The sequence below is a fragment of the Streptomyces sp. NPDC051582 genome, from assembly GCF_040681715.1.
Taxonomy (GTDB): domain Bacteria; phylum Actinomycetota; class Actinomycetes; order Streptomycetales; family Streptomycetaceae; genus Streptomyces.
Genome location: NZ_JBFAZJ010000004.1, coordinates 41,221 through 67,648 on the forward strand (window position 1 = coordinate 41,221; position 26,428 = coordinate 67,648).

The 26,428-nt window shown below is 71.9% G+C and carries 23 protein-coding genes, 1 tRNA gene and 1 pseudogene; 11 read left to right on the forward strand and 14 right to left on the reverse strand.

Features of this window, described 5'->3' with window-relative positions:
• Positions 1-6 precede the first annotated feature (6 nt).
• Positions 7-804: pseudogene (locus AB0M92_RS07820) on the forward strand (class E sortase); the annotation flags it as partial.
• A gap of 13 nt (positions 805-817) precedes the next feature.
• Entirely contained in the window at positions 818-1,537 is a 720-nt protein-coding gene (locus AB0M92_RS07825) for a class E sortase (RefSeq protein ID WP_366101204.1), read from the forward strand.
• A gap of 79 nt (positions 1,538-1,616) precedes the next feature.
• On the opposite strand, the gene pknB is transcribed toward AB0M92_RS07825, so the two are convergent.
• The 6 genes from pknB to AB0M92_RS07855 all read right to left on the reverse strand — a co-directional run bounded on the left by pknB (position 1,617) and on the right by AB0M92_RS07855 (position 9,729).
• On the reverse strand, positions 1,617-3,641 hold the full coding sequence (gene pknB / locus AB0M92_RS07830; RefSeq protein ID WP_366101205.1) for a Stk1 family PASTA domain-containing Ser/Thr kinase: 2,025 nt from the start codon (positions 3,639-3,641) through the stop codon (positions 1,617-1,619).
• Positions 3,642-3,857: 216 nt separating this feature from the next.
• On the reverse strand, positions 3,858-5,333 hold the full coding sequence (locus AB0M92_RS07835; RefSeq protein WP_366101206.1) for a penicillin-binding protein 2: 1,476 nt from the start codon (positions 5,331-5,333) through the stop codon (positions 3,858-3,860).
• The gene (locus tag AB0M92_RS07840; RefSeq protein ID WP_359170094.1) at positions 5,330-6,754 is read right to left on the reverse strand and encodes an FtsW/RodA/SpoVE family cell cycle protein; all 1,425 of its coding nucleotides are present in this window, start codon (positions 6,752-6,754) and stop codon (positions 5,330-5,332) included. Before AB0M92_RS07840 ends, AB0M92_RS07835 begins: the two co-directional genes overlap by 4 nt.
• A 34-nt stretch (positions 6,755-6,788) precedes the next feature.
• Positions 6,789-8,252 carry a Stp1/IreP family PP2C-type Ser/Thr phosphatase gene (locus AB0M92_RS07845; protein ID WP_366101207.1) on the reverse strand — a complete coding sequence of 488 codons (1,464 nt, stop codon included), beginning with the start codon at positions 8,250-8,252 and terminating at the stop codon, positions 6,789-6,791.
• A 144-nt stretch (positions 8,253-8,396) separates the two neighbouring features.
• On the reverse strand, positions 8,397-8,903 hold the full coding sequence (locus tag AB0M92_RS07850; protein WP_366101208.1) for an FHA domain-containing protein: 507 nt from the start codon (positions 8,901-8,903) through the stop codon (positions 8,397-8,399).
• A 10-nt stretch (positions 8,904-8,913) separates the two neighbouring features.
• Positions 8,914-9,729: a DUF3662 and FHA domain-containing protein gene (locus tag AB0M92_RS07855; RefSeq protein ID WP_366101209.1), complete on the reverse strand. Its 816-nt coding sequence runs from the start codon at positions 9,727-9,729 to the stop codon at positions 8,914-8,916.
• Between the two features lie 292 nt (positions 9,730-10,021).
• Between AB0M92_RS07855 and AB0M92_RS07860 the strand changes: the two genes are divergently transcribed.
• The 6 genes from AB0M92_RS07860 (at position 10,022) to AB0M92_RS07885 (ending at position 15,557) form a co-directional block, all read left to right on the forward strand.
• Positions 10,022-10,104 (forward strand) — tRNA-Leu (locus AB0M92_RS07860).
• Positions 10,105-10,389: 285 nt separating this feature from the next.
• Positions 10,390-12,090 carry a histidine kinase gene (locus tag AB0M92_RS07865; RefSeq protein WP_366101210.1) on the forward strand — a complete coding sequence of 567 codons (1,701 nt, stop codon included), beginning with the start codon at positions 10,390-10,392 and terminating at the stop codon, positions 12,088-12,090.
• Between the two features lie 20 nt (positions 12,091-12,110).
• Positions 12,111-12,758, forward strand: a complete 648-nt coding sequence (locus AB0M92_RS07870) for a response regulator transcription factor (RefSeq protein WP_366101406.1) — start codon at positions 12,111-12,113, stop codon at positions 12,756-12,758.
• A gap of 89 nt (positions 12,759-12,847) precedes the next feature.
• Complete coding sequence (locus tag AB0M92_RS07875) at positions 12,848-14,296, forward strand: DUF2252 domain-containing protein (protein WP_366101211.1); 1,449 nt, start codon at positions 12,848-12,850, stop codon at positions 14,294-14,296.
• Positions 14,297-14,366: 70 nt separating this feature from the next.
• Positions 14,367-15,176, forward strand: a complete 810-nt coding sequence (locus AB0M92_RS07880; protein WP_366101212.1) for a J domain-containing protein — start codon at positions 14,367-14,369, stop codon at positions 15,174-15,176.
• Between the two features lie 36 nt (positions 15,177-15,212).
• A complete protein-coding gene (locus AB0M92_RS07885; protein ID WP_359170118.1) occupies positions 15,213-15,557 on the forward strand; it encodes a rhodanese-like domain-containing protein in 345 nt (114 codons plus the stop codon).
• 26 nt (positions 15,558-15,583) lie between these two features.
• Here the strand turns inward: AB0M92_RS07885 and AB0M92_RS07890 are convergent, their stop codons facing one another.
• The 6 genes from AB0M92_RS07890 to paaA all read right to left on the reverse strand — a co-directional run bounded on the left by AB0M92_RS07890 (position 15,584) and on the right by paaA (position 20,516).
• Positions 15,584-16,726 (reverse strand): acyl-CoA dehydrogenase family protein, encoded by a 1,143-nt coding sequence (locus tag AB0M92_RS07890; protein WP_366101213.1) that lies wholly within the window; start codon positions 16,724-16,726, stop codon positions 15,584-15,586.
• Between the two features lie 109 nt (positions 16,727-16,835).
• Positions 16,836-17,963, reverse strand: a complete 1,128-nt coding sequence (locus AB0M92_RS07895) for a 2Fe-2S iron-sulfur cluster-binding protein (protein WP_366101214.1) — start codon at positions 17,961-17,963, stop codon at positions 16,836-16,838.
• On the reverse strand, positions 17,964-18,485 hold the full coding sequence (gene paaD, locus AB0M92_RS07900; RefSeq protein ID WP_366101215.1) for a 1,2-phenylacetyl-CoA epoxidase subunit PaaD: 522 nt from the start codon (positions 18,483-18,485) through the stop codon (positions 17,964-17,966).
• The gene (gene paaC, locus AB0M92_RS07905) at positions 18,479-19,219 is read right to left on the reverse strand and encodes a 1,2-phenylacetyl-CoA epoxidase subunit PaaC (RefSeq protein ID WP_366101216.1); all 741 of its coding nucleotides are present in this window, start codon (positions 19,217-19,219) and stop codon (positions 18,479-18,481) included. The genes paaD and paaC overlap by 7 nt, the downstream gene beginning before the upstream one ends.
• Positions 19,216-19,500 carry a 1,2-phenylacetyl-CoA epoxidase subunit PaaB gene (paaB, locus tag AB0M92_RS07910; protein WP_132758176.1) on the reverse strand — a complete coding sequence of 95 codons (285 nt, stop codon included), beginning with the start codon at positions 19,498-19,500 and terminating at the stop codon, positions 19,216-19,218. The genes paaC and paaB overlap by 4 nt, the downstream gene beginning before the upstream one ends.
• Positions 19,497-20,516: a 1,2-phenylacetyl-CoA epoxidase subunit PaaA gene (gene paaA, locus AB0M92_RS07915; RefSeq protein WP_366101217.1), complete on the reverse strand. Its 1,020-nt coding sequence runs from the start codon at positions 20,514-20,516 to the stop codon at positions 19,497-19,499. The genes paaB and paaA overlap by 4 nt, the downstream gene beginning before the upstream one ends.
• A 135-nt stretch (positions 20,517-20,651) precedes the next feature.
• Here paaA and AB0M92_RS07920 point away from each other — a divergent pair, with 135 nt between their 5' ends.
• The 3 genes from AB0M92_RS07920 to AB0M92_RS07930 are packed head-to-tail and all read left to right on the forward strand — an operon-like array spanning position 20,652 to position 23,463.
• The gene (locus AB0M92_RS07920; protein ID WP_366101218.1) at positions 20,652-21,515 is read left to right on the forward strand and encodes a DUF5819 family protein; all 864 of its coding nucleotides are present in this window, start codon (positions 20,652-20,654) and stop codon (positions 21,513-21,515) included.
• Positions 21,512-22,696, forward strand: coding sequence for an HTTM domain-containing protein (locus AB0M92_RS07925; protein WP_366101408.1), 1,185 nt, complete (start codon positions 21,512-21,514; stop codon positions 22,694-22,696). Before AB0M92_RS07920 ends, AB0M92_RS07925 begins: the two co-directional genes overlap by 4 nt.
• Positions 22,693-23,463, forward strand: coding sequence for a TrmH family RNA methyltransferase (locus tag AB0M92_RS07930; RefSeq protein WP_366101219.1), 771 nt, complete (start codon positions 22,693-22,695; stop codon positions 23,461-23,463). Before AB0M92_RS07925 ends, AB0M92_RS07930 begins: the two co-directional genes overlap by 4 nt.
• On the opposite strand, the gene AB0M92_RS07935 is transcribed toward AB0M92_RS07930, so the two are convergent.
• Together AB0M92_RS07935 and paaN are read right to left on the reverse strand one after the other, a co-directional pair.
• Positions 23,447-24,559, reverse strand: a complete 1,113-nt coding sequence (locus AB0M92_RS07935) for a MerR family transcriptional regulator (protein ID WP_366101220.1) — start codon at positions 24,557-24,559, stop codon at positions 23,447-23,449. The genes AB0M92_RS07930 and AB0M92_RS07935 overlap by 17 nt on opposite strands.
• A gap of 97 nt (positions 24,560-24,656) precedes the next feature.
• Complete coding sequence (gene paaN / locus AB0M92_RS07940) at positions 24,657-26,339, reverse strand: phenylacetic acid degradation protein PaaN (RefSeq protein ID WP_366101221.1); 1,683 nt, start codon at positions 26,337-26,339, stop codon at positions 24,657-24,659.
• Positions 26,340-26,428: the final 89 nt, after the last annotated feature.

Genomic DNA, 26,428 nt, shown 5'->3' on the forward strand with positions numbered 1-26,428 from the left:
GTCGCGCCGTCCGTGCCCACGGAGGGCCGGGCCGCGCGGCGCAGGGCAGCGCAGGAGGCCGAGAAGCGCACGCGCAGGCGCAGCGGGGGCCGTCGGCGCAGGCGGCCCGCGTCGGGCGGCCCGGTGGTCGTCCTGAGCCGGCTCGCCGGAGAGCTGTTCATCACCCTGGGCGTGGTGATGCTGCTGTTCGTCGCCTACCAGCTCTGGTACACGAACGTACTGGCGGAGCGGACGGCGAACGGGGCCGCCGGCTCGCTGCGCCAGAACTGGGAGCGGGACCAGGGCGGGGCCGCGGCCCCGCAGGTCTCGGCGTTCGAGCCGGGGCAGGGCTTCGCGATCCTCCACATCCCGAAGCTGGACGTGAAGGTGCCGGTGGCGGAGGGGGTCAGCAAGCCGAAGGTGCTCGACAAGGGGATGGTCGGGCACTACGCGGACGGTGCGCTGAAGTCGGCGATGCCGGCCGACAAGCAGGGCAATTTCGCGCTGGCGGGCCACCGCAACACCCATGGCGAACCGTTCCGCTTCATCAACCGGCTGGTGCCGGGGGATCCGGTCGTGGTCGAGACCCGGGACGCCTACTACACGTACGAGATCACCTCGTCGCTGGCGCAGACCCCGCCGACGAACGTGTCGGTGATCAAACCGGTGCCGGAGGGCTCGGGATTCACCGCCCCGGGCCGGTACATCACGCTGACGACCTGCACTCCCGAGTTCACGAGCACCTACCGCATGATCGTATGGGGCAGGATGACCGACGAACGCCCCCGCAGCCAGGGTGCTCCGCCCGCCCTGGCCAGCCCGTAAGGACGAACAAGCAGTGTCACGTGCCGCGTCGCCGCCGCCGCCGAGCCGCAGTGTGCTCGCCGGGTTCCTGAGCCTGCTGGGCGAGTTCCTGATCACCGTGGGCCTGGTCCTCGGCCTGTTCGTCGCGTACTCGCTGTGGTGGACGAACGTGCTCGCGGACCGGCAGGCGTCGGCGCGCGGCCACGAGGTCCGCCGGCAGTGGCAGAGCGCCCCGGGGGCGGACGGCGCCGCGGCGCCGGGGGCGCTGGACACCCAGGACGGCATCGGCTTCCTGCACGTGCCGGCGATGAAGAACGGCGAGGTCCTGGTCAAGAAGGGCACGGCGCCGGACGTCCTCGACGACGGTGTGGCCGGGTACTACACGGACCCGGTGAAGGCGGCCCTGCCGTGGGAGGCGTCGGGCAACTTCGCCCTGGCGGCGCACCGGGACGGGCACGGCGCGAAGTTCCACGCCATCGACAAGGTGAAGAACGGCGACGCCGTCGTCTTCGAGACCCGGGACACCTGGTACGTGTACAAGGTGTTCGCGGAGCTGCGCCAGACGTCGAAGTACAACGTGGACGTGATCTCGGCGGTCCCGAAGGAATCGGGCCGCACGGCGCCGGGCCGTTTCATCACGCTGACGACCTGCACGCCGGTCTACACGTCGAAGTTCCGGTACATCGTGTGGGGCGAGCTGGTGCGGACGGAGAAGGTCGACGCGCAGCGCACCCCGCCGGCGGAGCTGCGCTGACACGGGAAAGCCCCCGTGAGCGGCTCTGAGGCCGCCCACGGGGGCTTTTCCGTGTCCTGGTGGGGTGGAGGGCCGCCGACTAGCGCCGGCCGCCACCGCCGGTCAGGCCGCCGAACAGCGTTCCGCCGTCGTTGCCGCCGTTCTGCTGGCCGGGCAGCGTCTGGACGTTGATGACCCGGCCCGCTTCGACGGGGGTGTTCGCGGGGGGATCGGTGGCCAGGATGATCGCCTTGTCGTCCGTCGGGCCGGCGATGACCTGGAGGTTCAGGCCCCGGCTCGCGAGCTCGTTCTTGGCCTGGGCGACCGTCTTGCCCTGCAGCTGGGGGACCTGGGTCTGCTGCGAGGCCTTGGCGATCTGGACGTTGACCGTCGTGCCCACCGCGAGCTGCTCGCCCGGCTGGTACTGCTGCTGGACGATCGTCTTCGGCGCGGCTCCGGGAGAGTCGACCTCCGTCTGGCTGCCCAGCTTGAGCTTGGCGTCGTTCAGCGCCTTGATCGCCGCCTCCCGGGTCTTCCCGAGGAGGTCCGGCATCTCGGCCTTCGACTGCTCCTTGGCGACGGTCAGCGTGACGGTCGAGCCCTTCTGGGCCTGGCCGCTCTTCGGGTCCTGGTCGAGGACGGTGCCGGCGGGCCGCTCGGACTCCTGGGTCTTCTTGTCCACGGCGAAGCCCTTGTCCTTGAGCGCCTTCTCGGCGTCCTCGAACTTCAGGTTGACGACGTTGGGCACCGGCAGGTTCGGGGCGCCCGAGGAGACCTTGACGTTGACCGTGGAGCCCTTGTCGGCCTTGGTGTCCGGTGCCGGGTTCTGCGAGCAGATGTTGCCCTTGGGCTGGTTGTCGCAGGCCTCGTCGGCTTCCTTCACGACCTTGAGGCCGACGTTGTCGCCGGCCTTCTGGGCCGCTTCGAGGGTCTCGCCGATGAACTTGGGCACGGTGGGCCGGTTGTCGGCGCCGCCCCCGAAGACGGAGCGCCCGATCAGGATCGCGCCGACCAGGACGAGGATGCCGGCCGTGACCAGCAGGATCGTCGAGGCCTTGCTCTTCTTCTGCTGGCGGCGGCCGTGGCCGCCCTGGTCGTAGCCGCCCTGGCCCTGGCCCGGGTACCCGCCGTCGCCCGGGGGCATCGGCGGGAGCATCGAGGTCTGGCCGGCGTCGGCCGTGCGCAGGGCCGTGGTGGGCTGGTCGTAGCCCTGGTGTCCGTACCCGTTGCCCTGGTCGGGGTAGCCGTAGCCGGGTACGCCCATGGCCGCCGCGGCCGCGACGGGCTGGCCGTCGAGGCAGGCCTCGATGTCGGCGCGCATCTCGTCGGCGGACTGGTAGCGGTAGTCGGGGTCCTTGACCAGTGCCTTCAGGACGATCGCGTCCATCTCGGGCGTGATCTCGGGGTCGAAGTTCGACGGCGGCTGCGGCTCTTCCCGTACGTGCTGGTACGCCACGGCGACCGGGGAGTCGCCGATGAACGGCGGCCGGACGCTGAGGAGTTCGTACAGCAGGCAGCCAGCGGAGTAGAGGTCGGAGCGCGCGTCGACCTGCTCGCCCTTGGCCTGCTCCGGGGAGAGGTACTGGGCGGTGCCGATGACGGCCGCGGTCTGCGTCATGGTCATGCCGGAGTCGCCCATGGCGCGGGCGATGCCGAAGTCCATGACCTTGACCTGGCCGGTGCGGGTGAGCATCACGTTGGCGGGCTTGATGTCACGGTGCACGATGCCGGCGCGGTGCGAGTATTCGAGCGCCTGGAGGATGCCGATGGTCATTTCCAGGGTGCGCTCGGGCAGCAGCTTGCGTCCGGAGTGCAGGAGCTCGCGCAGGGTGGAGCCGTCGACGTACTCCATCACGATGTACGGGATGGAGATGTTGTCGACGTAGTCCTCGCCGGTGTCGTAGACCGCGACGATCGCCGGGTGGTTGAGCGACGCGGCCGACTGGGCCTCGCGCCGGAACCGGGCCTGGAAGGACGGGTCGCGGGCGAGGTCGGCGCGCAGGGTCTTGACGGCGACGGTACGGCCGAGCCGGGTGTCGTGGGCGAGGTAGACCTCGGCCATGCCACCGCGGCCGAGCACGTGGCTCAGCTCGTACCGGCCGCCGAGGCGACGCGGCTCTTCCATAACGTTGCAGCCCTCTCCGTCAGTCCCGACCGCACCCGTGTGTGGTCCGGCGGTGTGCTGTTCGCGCAAAGGCTACCGGCCGATCGTCGGTGATCGGTTCGTGACCACAGGCTGATACCGGACCGGTACCGTACGCTCGGATCCGGGCGGGAACAGTGATGTGGATCACTCCGGTTCGGCTCTTCGCGCTCCTGTGGGCCCCTTGCTTCCCGCCCGTCAGCCCTTGTTCTGGTTCTGCAGAACGGCTTCCATGACGGCCTTCGCGACGGGGGCCGCGAGACCGCCACCGGTGATGTCCTCGCGGTCGGCGTCGCTGTCCTCGATGACGACGGCGACGGCGACCGGGGAGCCCTTGTCGGTCTTCGCGTAGGAGATGAACCAGGCGTAGGGGCGCTTGGCGTTCTTCTCGCCGTGCTGGGCCGTGCCGGTCTTGCCGCCGACGGTGACGCCCTTGATCTTGGCCGAGCCGCCGGTGCCGTTCGGGTTCTCGACGACGTTCTCCATCATCTTCTGGAGCTTCTGCGCGTTGGCGGGGGAGAGCGGGCGGCTCATCTCCTGCGGTTCGTGCTTCTCGATGACGTCGAGGTTGGGGGCGGTGAGCTGGTCGACCATGTACGGCTTCATCAGCTTGCCGTCGTTGGCGACGGCGGCGGCGACCATCGCCATCTGGAGCGGGGTGGCGGCGGTGTTGAACTGGCCGATCGCGGAGAGCGAGTTGCCCGGCCGGTCCATGTTCTTGTCGTAGACGCTGGCGAACGCCCGGACCGGGGTGTCGATCTTGTCGTTGTTGAAGCCGAACTTCTGCGCGGTCTCCAGCATCTTGTCCTTGGTCACCTTGTCGGCGACGTTGGCGAAGACGGAGTTGCAGGACACCTGGAGCGCGAAGTTGAGGGTCGCCTTCTCGCAGCCCTTGGCGTGGTTGACCATCGGGGTCTTGGTCGTCGGCAGGAAGAACGGCTCGGGGGTGTCCGTCGGCGCGTCGATGTCGGTGACGACGCCGTGCTCCAGCGCGGCCGCGGCGGTGACCACCTTGAACGTCGAGCCGGGCGGGTACGTCTCGCGCAGGGCGCGGTTGACGAGCTTCTTCTCCGGGCTGTCCTTCAGCTCGACCCAGGCCTTCTCGTCGGTCTTGGAGTTGCCGGCGAAGCTGGAGGGGTCGTACGAGGGGGCGCTGACCAGGGCGAGGATGGCGCCGGTGCGCGGGTCGATCGCCGCCGCGGCGCCGGTCTTGCCGTCGAGCTGCTTGTACGCGGCCCTCTGGGCCTCGGGCATCAGCGTGGTGACGACGTTGCCGCCGGCCTTCTTCTCGCCGGTGAACATGCCGATGGTGCGGTCGAAGAACAGCCGGTCGTCGTTGCCGGTGAGGATCTTGTCCTCAAGGGATTCGAGCTGGGTGGAACCGAAGGCCTGGGAGGCGTACCCGGTCACCGGCGCCCACAGCGCGCCGTCGTTGTAGACCCGCTTGTACTTGTAGTCGCTGCCGTCGGTGGCGGCGGAACCCGTGATCGCCTCGCCGTTCGCGAGGATGATGTTGCCGCGCTGGGTGGCGTACTGGGCGATCTGGACCCGGCGGTTCTCCTTGCGGGTGCTGAGGTCCTCGGCCTGGACGTACTGGAGCCAGTTGGTCCGGATCAGCAGCGCGAGGACGAGCAGCCCGCAGAAGAGCGAGATGCGACGCAGGGGCTTGTTCATGACGGGCGGACCACCTGGGTCATCTCGGAGTCGGGGGACGGAGCCGGGGCCGGGGCGGGGCGGCGTGCGGTGTCGCTGATCCGGATGAGGATCCCGATGAGGGCCCAGTTGGCGAGGACGGAAGAACCGCCGGAGGCCAGGAAGGGCATGGTCATGCCGGTCAGGGGGATGAGGCCCATGACTCCGCCGGCGACCACGAAGATCTGCAGGGCGAAGGCACCGGAGAGACCGATGGCGAAGAGCTTGCCGAAGGGGTCGCGGGCGGCGAGGGCGGTGCGCACGCCGCGCTCGATGATCAGGCCGTAGAGCAGGAGGAAGGCCATGACGCCCGCGAGGCCGAGCTCCTCGCCGACCGTGGAGAAGATGAAGTCGGAGTTGGCGGCGAAGCCGATGAGGTCGGAGTTGCCCTGACCCCAGCCGGTGCCCAGGACCCCGCCGGAGCCGAAGCTCATGATCGACTGGCCGACCTGCTCGCAGGCGCCCGACTTGGTGTAGCAGGCGAAGGGGTCGAGCCAGGCGGTGACGCGGGCCTTGACGTGGCTGGCGGTCGCGCCGACGACGGCCGCACCGGCCACGCTCATGACCAGGCCGATCACGATCCAGCTGGTGCGCTCGGTGGCCACGTACAGCATGATCACGAACATGCCGAAGAAGAGCAGCGAGGTGCCGAGGTCGTTCTCGAAGACGAGGACGAGCAGGCTCATCGCCCAGATCATCAGGATCGGGCCGAGGTCGCGGCCGCGCGGCAGGTAGAGGCCCATGAAGCGGCGGCTGGCCAGCGCGAGGGCGTCGCGCTTCACCATCAGGTAGCCGGCGAAGAAGATCGCGATGACGATCTTCGCGAACTCACCGGGCTGGATGGAGAAGCCGGCGACGCTGATCCAGATCTTCGCGCCGAAGACGTCGGCGCCGAGGCCCGGGATGACGGGCAGGATCAGCAGGACCAGCGAGGCGGCCATGGAGATGTACGTGAAGCGCTGGAGCGTGCGGTGGTCCTTGAGGAGCAGCAGCACGGCGGCGAACAGCGCGATGGCGAGCGCCGTGTACATCATCTGCCGGGGGGCCGACTCGGAGAAGTGGCCGAACTGGCGCTTGGCCAGGTTCTGCAGCCGCTCCGACTGGTCGAGCCGCCAGATCAGGACGCAGCCGAGCCCGTTGAGCAGCGTGCCGATCGGCAGCAGCAGCGGGTCGGCGTACTTCGCGTAGCGGCGCACCACGAAGTGGGCGATGCCGGCGAGCACGGCCAGGCCGCCGCCGTACGCGACCATGCCCGGCGGCAGCTTGCCGTGGATCGACAGGCCCACGTTGGCGTAGGCGAAGATCGGGATGACCACGGCGAACACGAGCAGCAGGAGCTCGGTGTTCCGCCGGCTCGGCAGCTCGATGGCGCCGATGGTGGTCGTGTTGGTGACTACGCTCATGGTGTGGCAGGCCCCCTGTGCCCGCGAGTGTGTACTACTGCTTGCCGCAGAGGCCGACCAGCGACTGCTCCGTGGGAGTCAGGCTGGGACCGGATGCTGGTGGGTTCTGCGCTTCCGCGGCGCGGCGCTCCTCGTCCTTCTTGCAGGCGGCGACCTGGACGCCGAGTTCGTCGATCTTCCGACGGGCGCCGTCGAGGCTGGTCTCGGTGATGGTGGCCTCGACCAGCTTCCGCTTGAAGGGCGGCAGGTACTTCAGTTCGATGTCGGTGCGGTCGGTCTCCACCTTGGAGAGCTCCAGCGGCCCGAGGTTCTGGCTGATGCCGCGGAACAGCGCCACGTGCTCGCCCTTGACGCCGATGTAGAACTGCGTCTGGGTCCAGCGGTGGGCGGCGTAGAGGCCGCCTCCGATGGCGCCGGCGACGATCAGCAGGATCAGGGTGCGGGTGGTCCACTTGCGCCCTTTGCCGCGGCGCCGGCGGGGGTGGTCGTACGTGTCCTCGTAGCGCGAGTCGTCCTCGTACGGATCGGGCTCGCCGAAGCTGCCGTACGTGCCGCCGCCGCCCTGGCTCTGGTCGGGGTATCCGTAGCCGGGGGCCTCGCCGCTGCCGGGGGGCCCGAAGGCGCCCGCCGGCGGCGGGGCCTGGCGGCCCAGGCCGGAGGCGCGGCCCGCCGGGGTCTGCATGGCGCCCGCGTCGAAGAGCTGGTGCTGGTTCTCGGCGACCGCGCCGACGACGACCGGGGTGTCGTTCAGCTGGGCGGCGAGGGTGTCGCCGCTGTCGGTGTCGAGGACGTCCGCCACGATGCAGGTGATGTTGTCCGGTCCGCCGCCGCGCAGGGCGAGCTGGATCAGGGCCTGCACGGTCTCGTGGGGACCGTGGTAGTCGGCGAGGGTCTCTTCCAGGGTCTGGTGCGAGACGACGCCGGACAGCCCGTCGGAGCAGATCAGGTAGCGGTCGCCGGTGCGGACCTCGCGGATCGAGAGGTCGGGCTCGACGGTGTCACCGCTGCCGAGCGCCCGCATGAGGAGGGAGCGCTGCGGGTGGGTGGTGGCTTCCTCTTCGGTGATGCGGCCCTCGTCGACGAGGCGCTGCACCCAGGTGTGGTCCTGGGTGATCTGCGTGAGGACGCCGTCACGGAGCAGGTAGGCGCGGGAGTCGCCGACGTGGACGAGGCCGAGGCGCTGGCCGGTCCACAGCAGCGCGGTCAGGGTGGTGCCCATGCCTTCGAGCTGGGCGTCCTCCTCGACCATGACGCGCAGCTGGTCGTTCGCGCGCTGCACGGCGGTGGCGAGCGACGTGAGGATGTCGGAGCCCGGGACGTCGTCGTCGAGCTGCACGAGGGAGGAGATCACCTCGGAGCTGGCGACCTCGCCGGCGGCCTGGCCGCCCATGCCGTCGGCGACGGCGAGGAGACGGGGACCGGCATAGCCGGAGTCCTCGTTGCCCTCGCGGATCATGCCCTTGTGGGATCCGGCGGCGAACCGCAGGGACAGACTCATGCGCACCTGCCCAGTCGACGCTTCCTCCGGGTACAACCGGTCTCGAGCCACACTGCCCACCCTCCGGTCGGGAGCGCGCTCGGGTCCGTGTCCTGGGTGGTCCGGACTGCCGCGGCTCGCTCGCTCCGCTCGCTCATTCTCGTACTACTTCCGCAGCTCGATGACGGTCTTGCCGATGCGGATCGGGGCGCCCGGCGGAATGGGCGTCGGGGTGGTCAGCCGGGTCCGGTCGAGATACGTGCCGTTGGTGGACCCGAGATCCTCGACGATCCACTGGCCGTCACGGTCGGGGTAGATCCTGGCATGGCGGCTGGATGCGTAGTCGTCGTCCAGCACGATCGTTGAGTCGTGCGCCCGGCCGAGCGTGATCGTCTGCCCCGCGAGGGCGACCGTGGTGCCCGTGAGGGTGCCCTCGGAGACGACGAGCTTGGTGGGCGCTCCGCGGCGCTGGCGCTGCTGTGGCGGCGCGGCGGCCTGGCGGCCGCCCTGTGCCGGCGCTCCGGACGGATTCGCGGCCCCGCGGCGCGAGCCGCGTTGGGTGACGCGCGTACCGAACAGGTCGCTGCGGATGACCTGGACGGCCACGATGACGAACAGCCACAGAACGGCCAGGAAACCCAACCGCATGACCGTCAGGGTCAGCTCTGACATTGCCCCCGCTTCACCCTTCGGCTTGCCGGTAAATGATGGTGGTGCTGCCCACGACGATCCGCGAGCCGTCGCGGAGCGTAGCGCGGGTGGTGTGCTGCCCGTCCACCACGATGCCGTTGGTGGACCCGAGATCCTGGATCGTCGAGGGCGTTCCGGTCCGGATCTCACAGTGCCGGCGCGAGACGCCGGGGTCGTCGATCCGCACGTCGGCTTCGGTGCTTCGGCCGAGTACGAGCGTGGGGCGCGAGATCTGGTGGCGGGTGCCGTTGATCTCGATCCAGTGGCGCCGGGTGGCGCCTCCGGTGGTTACGGGGGCCGGTGCCGCGGCGCCGGGCCGGCGAGCGGGTGCGCCCGGGGGCGGTCCGGCCGGCATCGGCGGTGCGGAGACCGGCGGGTAGCCGTAGCCGCCCTGCTGGTTCTGGGGGGCGGCCTGCGGCGGCGCCTGGGAGGTGCTGGAGGCGAGCGTACGGCTGCGGACCCGGTAGAGCCCGGTGTCCAGGTCGTCGGCCTTCTCCAGGTGGACCTTGATCGGGCCCATGAAGCTGTAGCGCTGCTGCTTGGCGTAGTCGCGCACGAGGCCCGCGAGCTCGTCGCCGAGCTGCCCGGAGTAGGGGCTCAGGCGCTCGTAGTCGCCCGTGCTGAGCTCGACGATGAAGTCGTTCGGGACGACCGTCCGCTCCCGGTTCCAGATCGTCGCGTTGTTGTCGCACTCGCGCTGGAGGGCGCCGGCGATCTCGACGGGCTGGACCTCGGACTTGAACACCTTGGCGAAGGTGCCGTTCACCAGACCTTCGAGTCGCTGCTCGAACCGCTTCAGGACTCCCATGGGGCACCTCCTCCGTCGTTGTCGCCCTGTACTGCTTACTGATCGTATCCACGCGTGGCGGATTCGGGTGGTTCCCCCTGGGTCCCATGCGCATGAGTGTTGGTACTCACAAGGGATCGTAGGGGCGCTCTGAGGACAGTGTCCCGCACCGGGAGCGCGGTGCGGGAGGGGCAATCCGGGCGGGCCCCCGGGGGGCTGGGAAAGCGATGTGAATCCACCCCCTCCGACGTGCTAATGTTTCGACGTCGCCAGGGGAACGGACCGAAAGGGAAGATCCACTGGGGAGCTGCTCGGGCGAGTGGCGGAACGGCAGACGCGCTGGCTTCAGGTGCCAGTGTCCTTCGGGACGTGGGGGTTCAAATCCCCCCTCGCCCACATCGACGAGACGGTCGTCACCACGAAAGTGGTGGCGGCCGTTTCGTGTTTCCCGGGATTCTTGCCGTCAGTTCCCCTCAGGTCCCGTCAGTTCCCGTCAGTTCCCGTCGGTACGGGGGTGGAGGATCCGTACGCCTCGGAGCGAGCGGCGCGTTCACACACGTTCGTGATGCGGATTACAGCCCTCGGGGACCGGACCGGTGCGTGAAGGGGTCGACTTTCGTCGTACGGGGCGCGACGAAAGAGAGCGGCCTCGCGGGGGCGGCGGTGTCTAGGGTCGGGCGCGTGGATGCGACGGCGAGGATGCGGGCGGGCTGGGACTGGCTGAAGGGGCCCGAGCCGTGGACGCGGCGGATGCTGGCGGGCGATCTGGTGCTCGCCGGGGTGCTCGCGGTGCTCGGGCTGGGCGTCGAGGAGCTCGACCACGGCAGCGTGCAGCGGATGGCGGCCAGCGCCGCCGCCGTGGTGCTGCTCACGCTGGCGCGGCGCCGGCTGCCGGCCACGACCCTGATCGTGGCTTCGGCCGTCTCCCCGTTCCTGCCGGGGTCGTTGCTGGTCACCGTGCTGCTGGGCTGGTCGGCGGGGCGCCGGATCGTCGGGGTGAGCCGGGCGCTGGCCGCGTTCACCGTGGCCTTCCTCGCCGCGGTCGTCTTCAGCGTGCTGCAAGCGTGGTCCGAACAGCAGCCCGTGCTGGTGATCGTGTTCTCCACGCTGATGTTCCTCGCGATGACCGTGATGCCGGGCCTGGCCAGCCGTTACTGGTCGCAGCGCCGGACCCTGCTCCAGGCCCTCCAGGAGCGCAACGGGCAGCTGATGCGGGAACGCGTGATGGTCGCCGGGCAGGCCCGGCTGCGCGAGCGGCAGAGGATCGCCCAGGACATGCACGACAGCCTGGGCCACCAACTGGCGCTGATCGCCGTGCACACCGGCGCCCTGGAGGTGGACCCGCAGCTGACCGAGCGCCAGCGCGAGGCGGTGGGCGTGCTGCGGCAGGCCTCGGTGGCGGCGATGCACGAACTGCGCGAGGTCGTCGGGATCCTGCGGGACGGGGTCGAGGCACCGGTGCCGGCCGAGGAGGCGCAGCCCGCGGCGCGCGGGGTGGCGGGCATCGCCGGGATCGTCGAGGCGGCGCGGAGCGCGGGGACCGACGTGCGGATGACCGTGACGGGGCGGCCGCGGCCGCTGGTCGCGGCGTGCGACCACGCGGCCTACCGGATCGTGCAGGAGGCGCTGACCAACGCCTACAAGCACGCCTCGGGGGCGCCGATCTCGGTGGAACTGCGGTACGAGGACGATTCGCTGGTGGTGGAGATCGCCAACGGGCCGGCGGCCGGGCCGGGCGTCGGCGAGGTGGTCTCGGGCGGCCAGGGGCTCACCGGACTGCGGGAACGGGCCCGGCTGGTCGGCGGGATGGTGCATGCGGGCGGGACCGAGGGCGGCGGCTTCCGGGTGGCCGGAGTGCTTCCGTACGGGGCGGAGCCGGCCGGGGTGGAGGACATCGCCGACGACTTCGGGCAGCAGGCCCAGGCCCTGGCCCAGGCACAGGCCCGGGGGTTCGCGGTGGCGCCGCCGGCGATGGACTGGGCGGCGGTGGACAAGGAGCTTGCCGTGGGGGGCCGCAGCCGGGCCGGGGGCGTCGCGATGGGCTGCGGGATCGCCTTCGCCGCGGTGGTGCTGCTGGTGATCGTGATCGGGGCCGGGGTGGTGATGCTGGTCGGATCGGCGGGCAGCGCGATGATCAGCCAGGAGGACTTCGACAAGGTCCGGGTGGGCGAGTCGGAGGAGGCGGTCCGCCGGAAACTACCCGACGGCAACAGCTTCATGACCGAGGGACTGGACCGCAAGGGCCCGGAGCGGCCGGCGGGCTCGGACTGTCTGGCACTGCTTTCGTCGGACGACTCGGGGCTGAACACCAATACTGTTTTCCGGTTCTGCTTCAAGGACGGCAAGCTCGTCGACAAGCAGGCGTACGAGTCCGAGCAGTAGGAGCGCGGGTGACAGCCAAGGTGATCCGAGTGGTGATCGCTGACGACGAGCCGCTGATCAGGGCGGGGATCAGGATGATCCTGACCTCGGCACCGGACATCGAGGTCGTCGCGGAGGCGGCGAACGGGCGCGAGGCCGTGGAACTGGCCCGCGCGCACACGCCGGACGTGATGCTGCTGGACATCCAGATGCCGGTGATGGACGGGCTGACCGCGCTCGGTGAGCTGGGGCGGGCGGCGCCGGAGGTCCGGGCGCTGGTCCTGACCACCTTCGGGGAGAAGGAGAACGTGCTGCGTGCCCTGGGCTCGGGCGGCGCGGGGTTCCTGCTGAAGGACACGGCGCCGGGTGAGCTGATCGGCGCGGTGCGGGCGGCCGCGGCCGGGGACGCGTACCTCTCGCCGGGGGCGACCCGGCACGTGGTCGACCAGTTGGCCTCGGGGCAGGGCGCGGCGCGCGGCGAGGAGGCCCGGCGGCGGGTGGCGGAGCTGAGCGAGCGGGAGTGCGGGGTGCTGGCGCTGCTGGGCGAGGGCTTGTCCAACGCGGACGCGGGCCGGCGGCTGCACATGAGCGAGGCGACGGTGAAGACCTACGTGAGCCGGATCCTCTCCAAGCTCGGCTGCGAGAACCGGGTTCAGGCCGCCCTGCTGGCCAGGGACGCCGGGCTGTAGGTACGGTCGGGCCGAATCCATGTGGTGAGCTGGGCGATTGGTGTCGCCCGGCCGAAACAGTACGACGGGTACGGGCGGGGGCGGCACGGATGGTGGCGGTACCGGAGCAGCGAGTGGCGGGGCCGGACGGGGCGGCGGGGTGGACGGCCGGCGACGGGCGGATACCGGCTGTCGGCGGGTTCGCGGCGCGGGCCGTGGCGGGATCGCCCAAAGAGGCGGGCAAGGCCCTGCGGCTGCGGGTGCCGCGTTCGGCGCACGCGCACTTCGAGGCGCCGGCCGGACGGCCGGACGCGGTGCGGGCCGTGGAGGACTCCAATGTGGGGCGGGTCCCCGAGCTGGCGCCGATCCGGGTCGGCAGGATGGCCGCGAACCCCTTCGCGTTCCTGCGCGGAGCGGCCGGGCTGATGGCGCACGACCTCTCCGGCGGTCCGGTGACCGGCGTCGGCGCACAGATATGCGGTGACGCCCACGCGGCGAACTTCGGTCTGTACGGGGATGCCCGCGGCCGGCTCGTCATCGACCTGAACGACTTCGACGAGACCGTGTTCGGTCCGTGGGAGTGGGACCTGAAGCGGCTCGCGACCTCGCTGGTCCTGGCCGGGCGGGTGGCCGGAGCGGACGAGGACACCTGCCGGGCCGCGGCGCACGACACGGTGGGCGCGTACCGCAGGACGATGCGGCTGCTGGCCAAGCTGCCGGCGCTGGACGCCTGGAACGCCATCGCGGACGAGGAGCTCGTCTCGCACACCGACGCCCGCGACCTGCTGGGCACCCTGGAGCGGGTCTCGGAGAAGGCCCGCAACAACACCTCGGCGCGGTTCGCCGCCAAGTCCACCGAGGCCGGTGCGGACGGGCAGCGCCGCTTCGTGGACGCACTGCCGGTGCTGCGCCGGGTCGGCGACGGGGAGGCGGCGGCCGTGGCGGCCGCGCTGGGCCCGTACCTGAAGACCCTCCAGGGGGACCGGCTGCCGCTGCTGGCCCGCTACGCCATCCATGACGTGGCCTTCCGGGTGGTGGGCACCGGGAGCGTCGGCACCCGCTCGTACGTGGTGCTGCTGCTGGACCACCGGGGCGAGCCGCTGGTGCTCCAGGTGAAGGAGGCGCGGCCGTCCGTGCTGCTGCCCTACCTGCCCGCGCTGGGCTTCGAGAGCGCGGCCGAGGAGCACGAGGGCCGGCGCGTGGTGGCCGGGCAGAAGCGCATGCAGGTGGTCTCGGACATCCTGCTGGGCTGGACCACGGTGGAGGGGCGGCCCTATCAGGTGCGGCAGTTCCGCAACCGCAAGGGCAGCGTGGACCCGGCGGCGCTGGCCCCCGAGCAGATCGACGACTACGGGCGGATGACCGGAGCCCTGCTGGCCCGGGCGCACGCGCACAGCGCCGATCCGCGGCTGCTGGCCGGGTACTGCGGCAAGAACGACGAGCTGGACGAGGCGATGGCCACCTTCGCGGTGGCGTACGCCGACCGGAGCGAGGCGGATCACGCTCACCTCGTGGCAGCGGTGAAATCCGGGCGGATCGCGGCGGAGGCCGGGGTCTGAGCGGGTCACGGTCGGGCTCCATGTTTCACGTGAAACATGGACCCGGCACGGACGGCCTTAGGCTGGCCGGGTGAGCGAGCAGCAGACTGAAGAGACGGGCGACGAGCGACCCGAGGCGCGCCTGGAGCGGGCCGTGCGGGCCGCCGAGCAGGCGCTGATCGAGTTCGAGATCGCGGTGGAGACCTTCCGGGTGGAGGTGGAGAACTTCTCCCGGCTGCACCACCAGAAACTCGGCCCGATGTACTCGCGGCTCGACGAGCTGGATGCGCTGATCGCCGAGGCGAAGGCGGCGCGCAGCGGGGATGCCGAGGATCTGCGACGGGCCCGGGACGCCCGCTCGCTGGTGATGCCGATGCCCGGGGTGGACGAGCTGTTCCACGACTGGATGGATTCGCAGGGCATCTCCGACGACGCGTCCGCGATGCTCACCGACCGCGCGGTGCGGCCCCCGCAGCGGGTGCGGCCGACGGAGGAGGTGCGCCGCCTCTACCGCGAGCTGGTCCGCCAGGCGCACCCTGACCTCGCCCGGGACGAGGCCGAGCGGGAGCGCCGCGACGCGTTCATCGCGCGGGTCAACGCCGCCTACGGGCGGGGTGAGGAGCGGCTGCTGCGCGAGCTGGCCGAGGAGTGGGCCGCTGGTCCCGTGCCCGAGGAGGTACGGCGGCTGAACGAGAGCGAGGAGCTCTACGCCCGGCTGGAGTGGCTGTCGCAGCGCAAGGAGCTGCTGTCGGTGGTGGCGCGGGAGCTGGAGGACAGCGCGATCGGATCGATGCTGCGGATGGCTCCGGAGGACCCGGACCGGCTGCTGGAGGAGATCGCGGAGCAGCTGCTCGCCGATGTCGCGAAGCGCGAGGCGGAGCTTGCCGCGCTCGTTGGATAGGTTGGGGAACAGACCTGCGATGAGAGAAGGCGACGTATGAACTTCGGACCGCTTCCCTCGGTGGACGCCGCCGCGGTGCCCTCCGAAGGCTTTGTCCTCGACGTCCGTGAGGACGACGAATGGACTGCCGGACACGTGGAAGGTGCCCTGCACATCCCGATGAGCGACTTCGTGGCGCGCTTCGGTGAGCTGACGGAGGCCGTCGAGGACGGCCGCCGCGTGCACGTGATGTGCCGGGTCGGCGGGCGCTCCGCGCAGGTCACCCAGTACCTGGTGCGCCAGGGCATCGATGCCGTGAACATCGACGGCGGCATGCAGGCCTGGGACGGTGCCGGGCGCCCGATGGTGACCGACAGCGGGAACCCGGCCTTCGTGCTCTAGAACGGCCGGCGCGGCGCCGCCGGCCGTCAGGCGAGGGAGTGGGCGGCCAGCAGGTCGCCCAGTGCCTCCTCGTGGGCTGCGGCCGGGCCGAGCTGGAGCTCCAGCTGCTTGGCCCAGGCGTGGTAGCGGTGCAGCGGGTAGTCGGTGTCGGCTCCGAAGCCGCCGTGCAGGTGCTGCGCGGTCTGCACGACCCGGCGCACCCCTTCCGAGGCCCAGATCTTGGCGACGGCCACGTCCCCGGCGCTCGGCAGCGGGCCGCCGGCCCCGCCGGTCGCCGCGTCGAGCCGCCAGGCGGCCTGCCAGAGGGTGACCTCCATGGCGCGCAGGTCGATGTAGCGGTCGGCGGCCTGGACGGCGACGGCCTGGAAGGTGGCCACCGGGAAGCCGAACTGCTCGCGCTTGCCGGTGTATTGGCTGGTCATGGTGAGCACGCGCTCGCCCAGGCCGAGGGCCAGGGCGCAGGTCCCGGTGGCGAGGAGCTGGTGCAGCCGCTCCCAGGCGCCCGGGGTCTCGATGAGGTGGCTCGCGGGCACCCGTACGCCGTCCAGGGTGAGTTCGGCGAGCCGTTCCCCGCTGGTGGAGACCTGGTCGGCCAGGGTGCGGCCCTCGGCGGTGCGCGGTACGAGCGCCAGGACGGCCTCCCCCTCGCCGGTGTGCGCCGGTACGGCGATCCAGTCGGCGCCGTGTGCCCACGGGACGGCCGTCTGTACTCCGTCGAGGGTCCACTGCGCGCCCTCGCGGCGGGCGGTGACGGCGAGTTCCGCGGGATCGTGCCCGCTGCGGCCGTGGGCGGCGGCGGTGAGGACGAGCGTCCCGCGCCCGGCGCCGGGCAGCAGGGCGGCGGCCAGTTCGGGGCTGCCGTGGGCCTGGACCGCCATGGCGGTGGCGCAGTGCTCCAGCAGCGGCACCCGGGCCAGCACCTTCGCCGCCTCGCGCAGCACCAGGCACAGGGTGATCGCGTCGAGGCCGGCGCCGCCGTGCTCCTCGGAGAGGACCAGGCTCAGCAGGTCGGAGGCGGCCAGCGTGGCCCACAGCGGCCGGTCGAAGTCCTCGGCGACGGCCCCCGGGGTCAGCGCGGGGCTGGGCACGCCGTCCGGGGCGACGTCCGCGAAGACGGCCTTCGCCGCCTCGACGGCGGCCTGCTGCTCCTCGGTGAAGGTGAAGTCCACTGCCTGTCCTCCCGCGCGCACCGGATCCCGGTCAGGCCCGGTCCGGACCTGACGGTGCGTCAAGATAGAGCAGGATGACGGAAATGGACAGCGCGGGAGGGGCTCGGCCTCAGCGGTCGAAGTCGATCTCCACTTCCTCGGTCACCGCGTGCGACTGGCAGGCCAGCACGAACCCGGCCTCCGTCTCCTCCGACTCCAGCGCGAAGTTCCGGTCCATCCGCACCTCGCCCGTGACCAGGAACGCCCGGCACGTGCCGCAGACCCCGCCCTTGCAGGCATAGGGGGCGTCCGCGCGGTTGCGCAGCACGGCGTCCAGCAGGGACTCGCCGTCCTGGACCGGCCAGGTCCCCGAGCGGCCGTCGAGGCGGGCCGTGACCCGCACGTGGGAGGGGGCCGCGGCAGGGGCCGGGGCGGACGAGTCCTCGACGTGGAAGATCTCCTCGTGGATCCGGGTCCGCACGACGCCGAGCGCGCCCAGGGCCCGCTCCGCTCCCATGACCAGCCCGTACGGGCCGCACAGGAACCAGCCCGTCACCTCGGCGACCGGCAGCAGTGCGGGCAGCAGGGCCTTCAGCCGCTCCTCGTCGAGCCGGCCGGACGGCAGCCCGGCCTCCTGCTCCTCGCGGGAGAGGACGGTCACCAGCTGGAACCGGTCCGGGAAGCGGTCCTTGAGGTCGGCGACCTCGTCCAGGAACATCGTCGACGCGGCGGTACGGTCGCTGCGGACCAGGCAGAACCGGGCGTCGGGCCGCTCCGCCAGCAGTGAGGCGGCGATCGACAGCACCGGGGTGATCCCGCTGCCGCCGACGATCGCCGCATAGTGCCCGGCGGCCGGGGCGGCGGCAGGCTCCAGGACGAACCGCCCGGCCGGGACCATCACGTCCAGCACGTCCCCGGCGGCGATCTCCTTGTGGGCGAACGTGGAGAACTCGCCGCCCTCCACCAGCCGCACTCCCACCCGCAGGGCCGCCGGGCCCGGGCCCTTGGGGGCCGGGGCGGGCGAGCAGATCGAGTACGTACGCCGGACCTCGGTGCCCTCGGGGGTCCGGCGGCGCAGCGTGAGGTGCTGGCCGGGGGCGTGCAGGTACTCGCCGCGCAGCTCCTCGGGCACGCGCAGGGTCAGCGCCACGGAGTCGTCGGTGAGCCGGTCGACCGCCGCCACCGTCAGCGGGTGGAAGGCGCCGTGGCGCGCGGGGCGCCCGGAGCCCGACGTGGGCGACGGCGTGGACGCGGCCATCTACAGCTCCTTGAAGTGGTCGAACGGTTCACGGCAGGCGGTGCAGCGGCGCAGCGCCTTGCATGCGGTGGAAGAGAACCGGCTGAGCAGCTCGGTGTCGGTCGACCCGCAGTTCGGGCAGCGGACCGAGAGGGCGATCGGGACCGGCCCGCCGGCCGCGTGCGGGCGCGGCGGGGCGATGCCGAACTCGGCCAGCTTGCGCCGGCCCTCGGCGCTGATGTCGTCGGTGGACCAGGCCGGGGCCAGGACGGTGCGCACCCGCACGTCCGGGATGCCGTGGCCGGTCAGGACCCGCTCGATGTCGGCGGACATCGCCTCGATGGCGGGGCAGCCGGTGTAGGTCGGGGTCAGGGTGACCTCGACGTGGCCGTCCTCGTGCATCCGCACTCCGCGCATCACGCCGAGCTCGGCGAGGCTGAGGACGGGCAGCTCGGGGTCGGGGACGGAGCCGGCGAGCTCGGCCAGCTCGGCTTCCAGGCGGGTCACGGCCTCGGCGGCCCCGGGGGCCCGGTCCGTCACCATGACGCCCCCGGATGGCTGCGGTGCAGGTGCTGCATCTCGGCGAGCAGCCTGCCGAAGGATTCGGTGTGCAGGCCCTGGCGGCCGGCCCCGGCGGCCCAGGCGCCGGTGCGCGGGCCCTCGGGGAGCGCGAGCCCGGCCCGCTCCAGTACGCCGCCCACGGCGGCCAGCCAGCGGCCCTCCAGAGCGGCCCAGTCGACGCCCTCGATGCCGTCGACCGGCTGGAACATCTCGCCCGTGTACTTCCACAGCGAGTCCAGGGCGGCCCTCATGCGGGCGCGGCTCTCCTGCGTGCCGTCGCCGAGCCGCAGGGTCCACTGCTCGGCGTGGTCGCGGTGGTACGCGGTCTCCTTGACGGCCTTGGCCGCGAGCGGGGCGAACGGACCGTCGCCGACCGCCAGTTGCGCGTACAGCTCGTGCTGGTGGAAGGAGAAGTAGAGCTGGCGGGCGATGGTGTGGGCGAAGTCCCCGTTCGGCTGCTCGACCAGCTGGAGGTTGCGGAAGGACCGCTCCTCGCGCAGGAAGGCCAGCTCGTCCTCGTCGCCGGTCAGGGACAGCAGGACGCGGGCCTGCCCGAGGAGGTCGAGCGCGATGTTCGCGAGGGCGACCTCCTCCTCCAGGACGGGGGCGTGCCCGGCCCACTCGCCGAGGCGGTGGGAGAGGATCAGCGCGTCGTCCCCGAGCGCGAGGGCAGCGGCGCGAGAGACCTCGCTCTGAACGGCATCGGTGCTGCTCACAGGTGGTGCACCCCCTCGGGGATCTCGTAGAAGGTCGGGTGCCGGTACGGCTTGTCGGCCGAGGGGGCGAAGAACGGGTCCCGCTCGTCCGGCGAGGAGGCGGTGATCTCGGCGGAGGGCACCACCCAGATCGAGATGCCCTCGCCGCGCCGGGTGTAGAGGTCGCGGGCGTTGCGCAGGGCCATCTCCGCGTCGGGCGCGTGCAGGCTGCCGGCGTGCGTGTGCGAGAGGCCGCGGCGCGAGCGCACGAACACCTCCCACAGTGGCCAGTTCTGCGTCATACCCCTGCCTCCTCGTTCGTCGCCGTGTCCTGTACGGCGTGTGGTGCGCTGTGCTTCGCCGCGTACGCCGCGGCCGCCTCGCGGACCCAGGCGCCTTCCTCGTGGGCCCGGCGCCGGCGGCCGATCCGCTCTTCGTTGCAGGGGCCGTTGCCCTTGAGCACGTCCCAGAACTCGGCCCAGTCGATCGCGCCGAAGTCGTGGTGCCCGCGCTCCTCGTTCCACTTCAGGTCCGGGTCGGGCAGGGTCAGGCCCAGCGCCTCGGCCTGCGGAACGGCGATGTCGACGAAGCGCTGGCGCAGCTCGTCGTTGGAGTGCCGCTTGATCCGCCAGGCCATCGACTGCGCGGAGTGCGCCGACTCGTCGTCCGGCGGGCCGAACATCATCAGCGAGGGCCACCACCAGCGGTCCACGGCGTCCTGGGCCATCGCGTGCTGCGCCTCGGTGCCCTTGGACAGGGCCATGAGGAGCTCGAAGCCCTGGCGCTGGTGGAAGGACTCCTCCTTGCAGATCCGGACCATCGCACGGGCGTACGGCCCGTAGGAGCAGCGGCAGATCGGTACCTGGTTGGTGATCGCCGCGCCGTCCACCAGCCAGCCGATCGCGCCGACATCGGCCCAGGTCAGGGTGGGGTAGTTGAAGATCGAGGAGTACTTCTGCTTGCCGGAGTGGAGCTTGTCGAGCAGCTCGTCACGGCTGGTGCCCAGGGTCTCGGCGGCGCTGTACAGGTAGAGGCCGTGCCCGGCCTCGTCCTGGACCTTGGCCATGAGGATCGCCTTGCGGCGCAGCGAGGGCGCGCGGGTGATCCAGTTGGCCTCGGGCTGCATGCCGATGATCTCGGAATGGGCGTGCTGCGCCATCTGGCGTACGAGCGAGGCGCGGTACGCCTCGGGCATCCAGTCGCGCGGCTCGACGCGCTCGTCCGCCGCCACGGCGGCGTCGAAGGCTGCCGCGAGCTGGGCCCCGAGGTCAGCCCCGAGGCCTGAGTCCTGCCCCGTCTCCGGGGTCACTGCCACCATCCCGGCCCCCTGCCAGAGATTGTTGACCGCCCGACCGACCGATCGTTCGGTTCGTACTCTTCAATGGTGGGACGGCGGCCCGTAGGGTGTCAACCTCTGAGGTCAACCCTGTGGACGCCGGATGATCGGGGCGGGATGGAATCGAACGAGCGCGAGCCCGCGGAAGCAGCCGTTCCCGCCGGTCCGCCGATCGATCCGTCGGCCGGTCCGCCGATCGATCCGCCGGCCGGTCGGCCGGTCGCCACGGCAGCCGTCCCCCCGGCCCGTACGCCGCTGGATCCGCCGGCCGAAGCGCTCGCCGATCCGCCGGCCGAGCCGCCCGTGGAACCACCCGTGGAACGGCCCGCCGAGCCGCCCGCCGACGAGGCGGAGCCGCCGCGGGCTGCGGGGATCGCGGGCCTGTCCGCCCCGTACCGGGTCGTCGCGGCACTCGCGCTGGCGGCCGTGGGCCTCGCCGCCTGCGGACACCTGGCGCTGGTCTTCCTGCACGTCGCGCCGTCCAACACGGTGAGCAAGCAGCACGCGCGGACGGTCGACGACTGGATCTACCCCGAGTTCGAGCAGAACTGGAAGCTCTTCGCCCCCAACCCGCTCCAGCAGAACATCGCGGTGGAGGTGCGGGCCGAGGTCCGCCCCGCCCCGGGCGGCCGGCTGACGGCCGTCGGCTGGCGCGACCTGTCGGCCGAGGACGGCGCCGCCATCCGGCACGGCCTGCTGCCGAGCCATACGCGGCAGAACGAGCTGCGCCGGGCCTGGGACTTCTTCACCGGCTCGCACGACGAGGACAACAAGCCGATCGGCGAGCGCGGCGAACTGTCTGAGCAGTACCTGCGCCGGATCGCGCTGAACCGGCTCGCACAGGCCGGGATCGGCGCGCGGGACGAGATCGTACGGATCCAGCTGCGCTCGGCGACGCGGGCGGTGCCGGCTCCGCCGTGGAGCGACGAGAAGACCGACAGCCAGACGTACTACCGGGAGCTGCCGTGGTGGACGGTGTGAGACGGGCGCCGGCGGCCGCGCGGACGATCAGGCGGGCGCGGGCCGCCGCCGGCCGGGCGGTCGCGCAGGTCAGCGGGCGGGCACTGGGCCCGTACCAGAGCGCCGTCGTCCGGATCGGCTTCTCGGCGACCTGGCTGTTCTTCCTGCTGCGCGAGTTCCCGAACCGCGCCGAGCTGTACGGGCCCGACGGGCCCTGGAGCTTCGGGCTGGCGGAGCGGCTGATCGCCTCGAACCACGCCTTCTCGGTGCTGATGTGGTCGGATTCGGGGCTCTGGTTCGAGACGGTCTACGCGGTGTCGGTGGCGTCGAGCCTGCTGCTGGCGCTGGGCTGGCGGACGCGCGCGACCTCCGTGGTCTTCATGGTCGGCGTGCTGTCGCTGCAGAACCGCAGCGTGTTCATGGGCGACGGCGGGGACAACGTCGTCCACCTGATGGCGATCTACCTGGTGCTGACCCGGTGCGCGCAGGTGTGGTCGCTCGACGCGCGGCGGGCGCGGCTGCGGGGCTCGGCCTCGGCGGGGGCGGCCGGTCCGGTGCTGTGGGGCGTGCTGGGCGCGGTGTTCGCGTACGGGGCGGTGACGGATCGGTTCAGCTACGGCTGGCTGGCCGCCTTCGCGGCGCTGTGGGTCGTGTGCGCGGTGTGGTGGATGGTGGACCGGTACGAACCGGAGGGCGAGGGGCGGGCCGTCCTGGACGTCCTGGCGAACCTGGTGCACAACGCCGGGCTGCTGGTGATCATGGCGGAGGTCTGCCTGATCTACGCGACGGCCGGCTGGTACAAGATCCAGGGGTCGCGCTGGCAGGACGGGACCGCGCTCTACTACCCGCTCGGCCTGGACTACTTCACCCCGTGGCCGGGGCTGTCCGGGGTGCTGGCGGGGAGCGGGACGATGGTGATGCTGCTGTCGTACGGGACGGTGGCGGTGCAGGTCGCCTTTCCGTTCACGGTGTTCAACCGGCGGATCAAGAACGTACTGCTGGCGCTGATGATGCTGGAGCACGCGGGGATCGCGGTGCTGCTGGGGCTGCCGTTCTTCTCTCTGGCGATGATCGCCGCCGACGCGGTGTTCCTGCCGACGGCGTTCCTCCTCTGGTTGGGCGCCAGGGCCTCCGGCGGGGTGCGCAGGGCGCTTCCCCCGGCGGAGGCGGGCCCGGGCCGGCCCGTACGCTCGGCGGTATGACTGAGTTGCACCGGAGCGCCGACGACATCGCGCAGCAGTGGCGGGAGGCCGTCGGACGCGGGGACCTCGTGCTGCTCGACGGGTTCCACGCGCTGAAGCACGCCCTGCGGTTCGGGGCCGACGTGCGGATGGCCGTGGCCGACGATCCCGACGGCGTACGGGCGCTGGCGGCCGAGCTGGCTCCGGACGTGGCGGCGGAGGTGGGGCGGCTGGTGCGCGGGGGCGGGCTGGGCGAGCTCGTGGCGCGCGTGCATCCCACCGGGGTCGCCGCGCTGGCCGTGCGGCCCGACCCGGCCGAAGGGCGGGCCCGGCTCGACCGGCAGCCGCGTACCGCGCCCGTCGTCGTGCTCGACAACCCCCGCAACCTCGGCAACGTCGGGGCCGTCGTCCGGCTCGCGGCGGGCTTCGGCGCCACCGGCGTCGTCACCCGCGGCGACCTCGACCCCTGGCACCCCAACGTGGTCCGCGCCGGAGCGGGCCTGCACTACGCCACCACCGTGGACCGGGTCGACATCGACACCCTGCCCGCCGGGCCCGTGTACGCGCTCGACCCGGAGGGGGAGGACATCCGCGCCCTCACCCTCCCGGACGACGCCCTGCTCGCCTTCGGCTCGGAGCGCCACGGCATCTCACCCGAGCTGCGCGCACGGGCGGACCACCTGGTCGCGCTCCCGATGCGCCCGCAGGTCTCCAGCTACAACCTGGCCACCAGCGTGGCCATGACCCTCTTCCACTGGGGCGGCCCGAAGCTCACGCCTCAAGACTGACCGGCATCAGCAGCGAGAAGGCGTCCTCGACGTCGGGGCGCAGGAGGACGAGCGGGGCCCTGGGGCCGATGTACTCCAGCAGCAGCTCCTCCCCGGCGGCGAGCGCGTCGAGCAGGAAGGCGGGGTTGACCCCCACCCGCTCCCCGGCGGAGTCCTCGTCGCCGACGGTCACCGTGTCCGTCAGGACGAGGACGCACACCTCGGCCTCCTGCGCGCCGAGGACCCGCCGCAGGGCGGGTACGTCCAGGGTGAGGCGGCGTCCCTCGGGCAGTCGGGTCAGGCGGCGGTAGTCGGGGAAGTCCTCGCCGAGGCCCTGCCCGGCGACCTGGCGGCCCTGGGTCTCCAGCTCGACCCTGCGCCCGTCCACGGTGAGGCGGGCCGGGGCGCCGTCGGTGAGCAGGGCGCGCATCGCGTCCACGAGCGGGGTGGGCACGGTCACCCGGACCCGGCCGCAGCCGTGGCCGGCGGTGTCGGACGTGGCGCCGGACGCCGTGTCGGACGCCGTGTCGGACGCGGTGTCGGACGTGGTGGCGGTGGCGGTGCCGGTGGCGGACGTACGGGCCACGGCCATCCGGTAGCGGTCGGTGGCCACGAGGTGCAGGGCGTCGCCCTCGATGTCGAAGTGGATCCCGCCGAGCACCGGCAGCTCCGGATCGGTCCCGGCGGCGTACCGTACGGCGTCCAGGGCGGCCGCGAGCCCCTCGCCCACCAGGGTCAGTCGGGCGGTGGCGGTGGCGGTGGCGGTGGTCATGGAGGTCTCCTTGTGTCCGAGTAGGGCTCGTACCGTGGAGAGCTCCTCGCGCGCGTCGGCCAGCCCGCGTTCGAGCCGTCGCAGATGCCCGTCGAGCAGCCGGGGCACCAGGCCGGCGTCCCCGCCCGCCCAGCCGGCCAGCACCAGCCGGACGTCCGCGAGGGGCATCCCCGAGCGCCGCAGCCGCGCCAGCAGCCGGGCCTCGCCCAACTGCTCGGGGGCGTACCAGCGGTACCCGGTCACCGGATCCACCCATGCCGGTACGAGGACGCCCGCGCGGTCGTAGAACCGCAGGGCGCTCACCCCGAGGCCGCTGTCCCGGCCCATCTCACCGATGCTGCGCATGTCGCTCTCCACACCCCCGACTCTGGGACCTCCACCAGGTCGAGGGTCAAGCAGCGGGCCCGGCGCCGCCACGCCGGGCCCGCCGCTTCCGTCGCCGTCAGGCCTGGCGGCGGATCTCCACCATGCGGAAGCGGTTCGAGACGAATGCCCCGTCACACAGCGCCGCGTTGGCCGCCGGGTTGCCGCCGGAGCCGTGGAAGTCCGAGAAGGCCGCGGTCTGGTTCACGTAGACCCCGCCCGTCAGGTTCAGGGAGAGCTGCGCCGACTCCTCCAGGCAGACCTCCTCGATGGCCCGCTCGGTGTCCGCCGACGTGGTGTAGGCGCCGACCGTCATCGCGCCCTTCTCCCGCACCGTGCGGCGCAGGAGCTCCAGGGCGTCCGCAGTGGAGTCCACGGCCACCGCGAAGGACACCGGGCCGAAGCACTCCGACAGGTACGGGGCCTCCGGGTCCGGCTTGGCGGCGTCCAGCTTGACCATCACCGGCGTGCGCACGACGGCGTCCGGGAACTCCGGGTTGACCACCTCGCGCGAGGCCAGTGCCACCTCGCCGAGGGCGGCCGCCGCCTCCAGGCGGCTCTTGACGTCCGGGTTGACCAGCGCGCCGAGCAGTGCGTTGGCCCGGGCGTCGTCGCCCAGCAGGCCGCCGACGGAGGCCGCGAGGTCCGCGACGAACTCGTCGTACGACTTGTGGCCGGCGTCCGTCTCGATGCCGTCGCGCGGGATCAGCAGGTTCTGCGGGGTGGTGCACATCTGGCCGCTGTACAGGGACAGCGAGAACGCCAGGTTGGACAGCATCCCCTTGTAGTTCGAGGTCGAGTCGACGACGACCGTGTTGACGCCGGCCTTCTCCGTGTAGACCTGTGCCTGGCGGGCGTTGGTCTCCAGCCAGTCGCCGAACCCGGTCGAGCCGGTGTAGTCGATGAGCCTGATCTCGGGGCGGACGGCCAGGGTCTTGGCGATGCCCTCGCCCGGGCGCTCGACGGCCAGGGCCACCAGGTTCGGATCGAAGCCCGCCTCGGCGAGGACCTCGCGGGCCACCTTCACGGTCAGCGCCAGCGGGAGCACGGCGCGCGGGTGCGGCTTGACCAGCACCGCGTTGCCGGTGGCCAGGGAGGCGAACAGGCCCGGGTAGCCGTTCCAGGTCGGGAAGGTGTTGCAGCCGATCATCAGGGAGATCCCGCGCGGGACGGCCGTGAAGGTCTTGCCGAGCTCCAGCGGGTCCTTCTTGCCCTGCGGCTTCGACCAGTCGGCCTGGCCGGGGACGCGGGTCTGCTCCTCGTACGAGTACGCCACCGCCTCCAGGCCGCGGTCCTGCGCGTGCGGGCCGCCCGCCTGGAACGCCATCATGAAGGCCTGGCCGCTGGTGTGCATGACCGCGTGCGCGAACTCGTGCGTCCGCGCGCCGATCCGGGCCAGGATCTCGATGCAGACCAGGGCGCGGGCCTCGGGCCCGGCGTCCCGCCAGGCGCCCATGCCGGCCTTCATCGCGGGCAGCAGCACGTCCGCGTCGACGTGCGGGTACTCGACGCCCAGCTCGGGGCCGTACGGGGACACCTCGCCGCCGGTCCAGCCGTCCGTACCGGGCTGGCCCAGGTCGAACCGGGTGCCGCGGACCGCCTCGAAGGCGGCCAGCCCGTCGGCCGGGGCGGTCTCCCCGTAGGCCTTGGGGTGCTCCGGATGCGGCGACCAGTAGGCGCGGCTGCGGATGGCCGCCAAGGCCTGGTCCAGGGTGGACCGGTGCTTGTCGGACAGCTGGGGGACGGTGAGCTCGGCGGCCATCAGGGACCAACTCCTCGTTGAGCCGGGCAAGATCAGGCTGGGTCGCAGACTGAGATCAGGCAGGGGCGGGTGAAGAAGAGCAGACTGGA

What these genes read in the sequence shown, in the direction of transcription:
- paaA (WP_366101217.1), bottom strand. Translation starts at nt 20,516, where the DNA reads ATGGTGGCAGTGACCCCGGAGACGGGGCAGGACTCAGGCCTCGGGGCT.
- AB0M92_RS07935 (WP_366101220.1), bottom strand. Translation starts at nt 24,559, where the DNA reads ATGCGCAGCATCGGTGAGATGGGCCGGGACAGCGGCCTCGGGGTGAGC.
- AB0M92_RS07835 (WP_366101206.1), bottom strand. Translation starts at nt 5,333, where the DNA reads ATGAACAAGCCCCTGCGTCGCATCTCGCTCTTCTGCGGGCTGCTCGTC.
- AB0M92_RS07885 (WP_359170118.1), top strand. Translation starts at nt 15,213, where the DNA reads ATGAACTTCGGACCGCTTCCCTCGGTGGACGCCGCCGCGGTGCCCTCC.
- paaN (WP_366101221.1), bottom strand. Translation starts at nt 26,339, where the DNA reads ATGGCCGCCGAGCTCACCGTCCCCCAGCTGTCCGACAAGCACCGGTCC.
- paaD (WP_366101215.1), bottom strand. Translation starts at nt 18,485, where the DNA reads ATGGTGACGGACCGGGCCCCCGGGGCCGCCGAGGCCGTGACCCGCCTG.
- AB0M92_RS07850 (WP_366101208.1), bottom strand. Translation starts at nt 8,903, where the DNA reads ATGTCAGAGCTGACCCTGACGGTCATGCGGTTGGGTTTCCTGGCCGTT.
- AB0M92_RS07875 (WP_366101211.1), top strand. Translation starts at nt 12,848, where the DNA reads ATGGTGGCGGTACCGGAGCAGCGAGTGGCGGGGCCGGACGGGGCGGCG.
- paaB (WP_132758176.1), bottom strand. Translation starts at nt 19,500, where the DNA reads ATGACGCAGAACTGGCCACTGTGGGAGGTGTTCGTGCGCTCGCGCCGC.
- AB0M92_RS07920 (WP_366101218.1), top strand. Translation starts at nt 20,652, where the DNA reads ATGGAATCGAACGAGCGCGAGCCCGCGGAAGCAGCCGTTCCCGCCGGT.
- pknB (WP_366101205.1), bottom strand. Translation starts at nt 3,641, where the DNA reads ATGGAAGAGCCGCGTCGCCTCGGCGGCCGGTACGAGCTGAGCCACGTG.
- AB0M92_RS07895 (WP_366101214.1), bottom strand. Translation starts at nt 17,963, where the DNA reads ATGGCCGCGTCCACGCCGTCGCCCACGTCGGGCTCCGGGCGCCCCGCG.
- AB0M92_RS07840 (WP_359170094.1), bottom strand. Translation starts at nt 6,754, where the DNA reads ATGAGCGTAGTCACCAACACGACCACCATCGGCGCCATCGAGCTGCCG.
- AB0M92_RS07845 (WP_366101207.1), bottom strand. Translation starts at nt 8,252, where the DNA reads ATGAGTCTGTCCCTGCGGTTCGCCGCCGGATCCCACAAGGGCATGATC.
- AB0M92_RS07930 (WP_366101219.1), top strand. Translation starts at nt 22,693, where the DNA reads ATGACTGAGTTGCACCGGAGCGCCGACGACATCGCGCAGCAGTGGCGG.
- AB0M92_RS07855 (WP_366101209.1), bottom strand. Translation starts at nt 9,729, where the DNA reads ATGGGAGTCCTGAAGCGGTTCGAGCAGCGACTCGAAGGTCTGGTGAAC.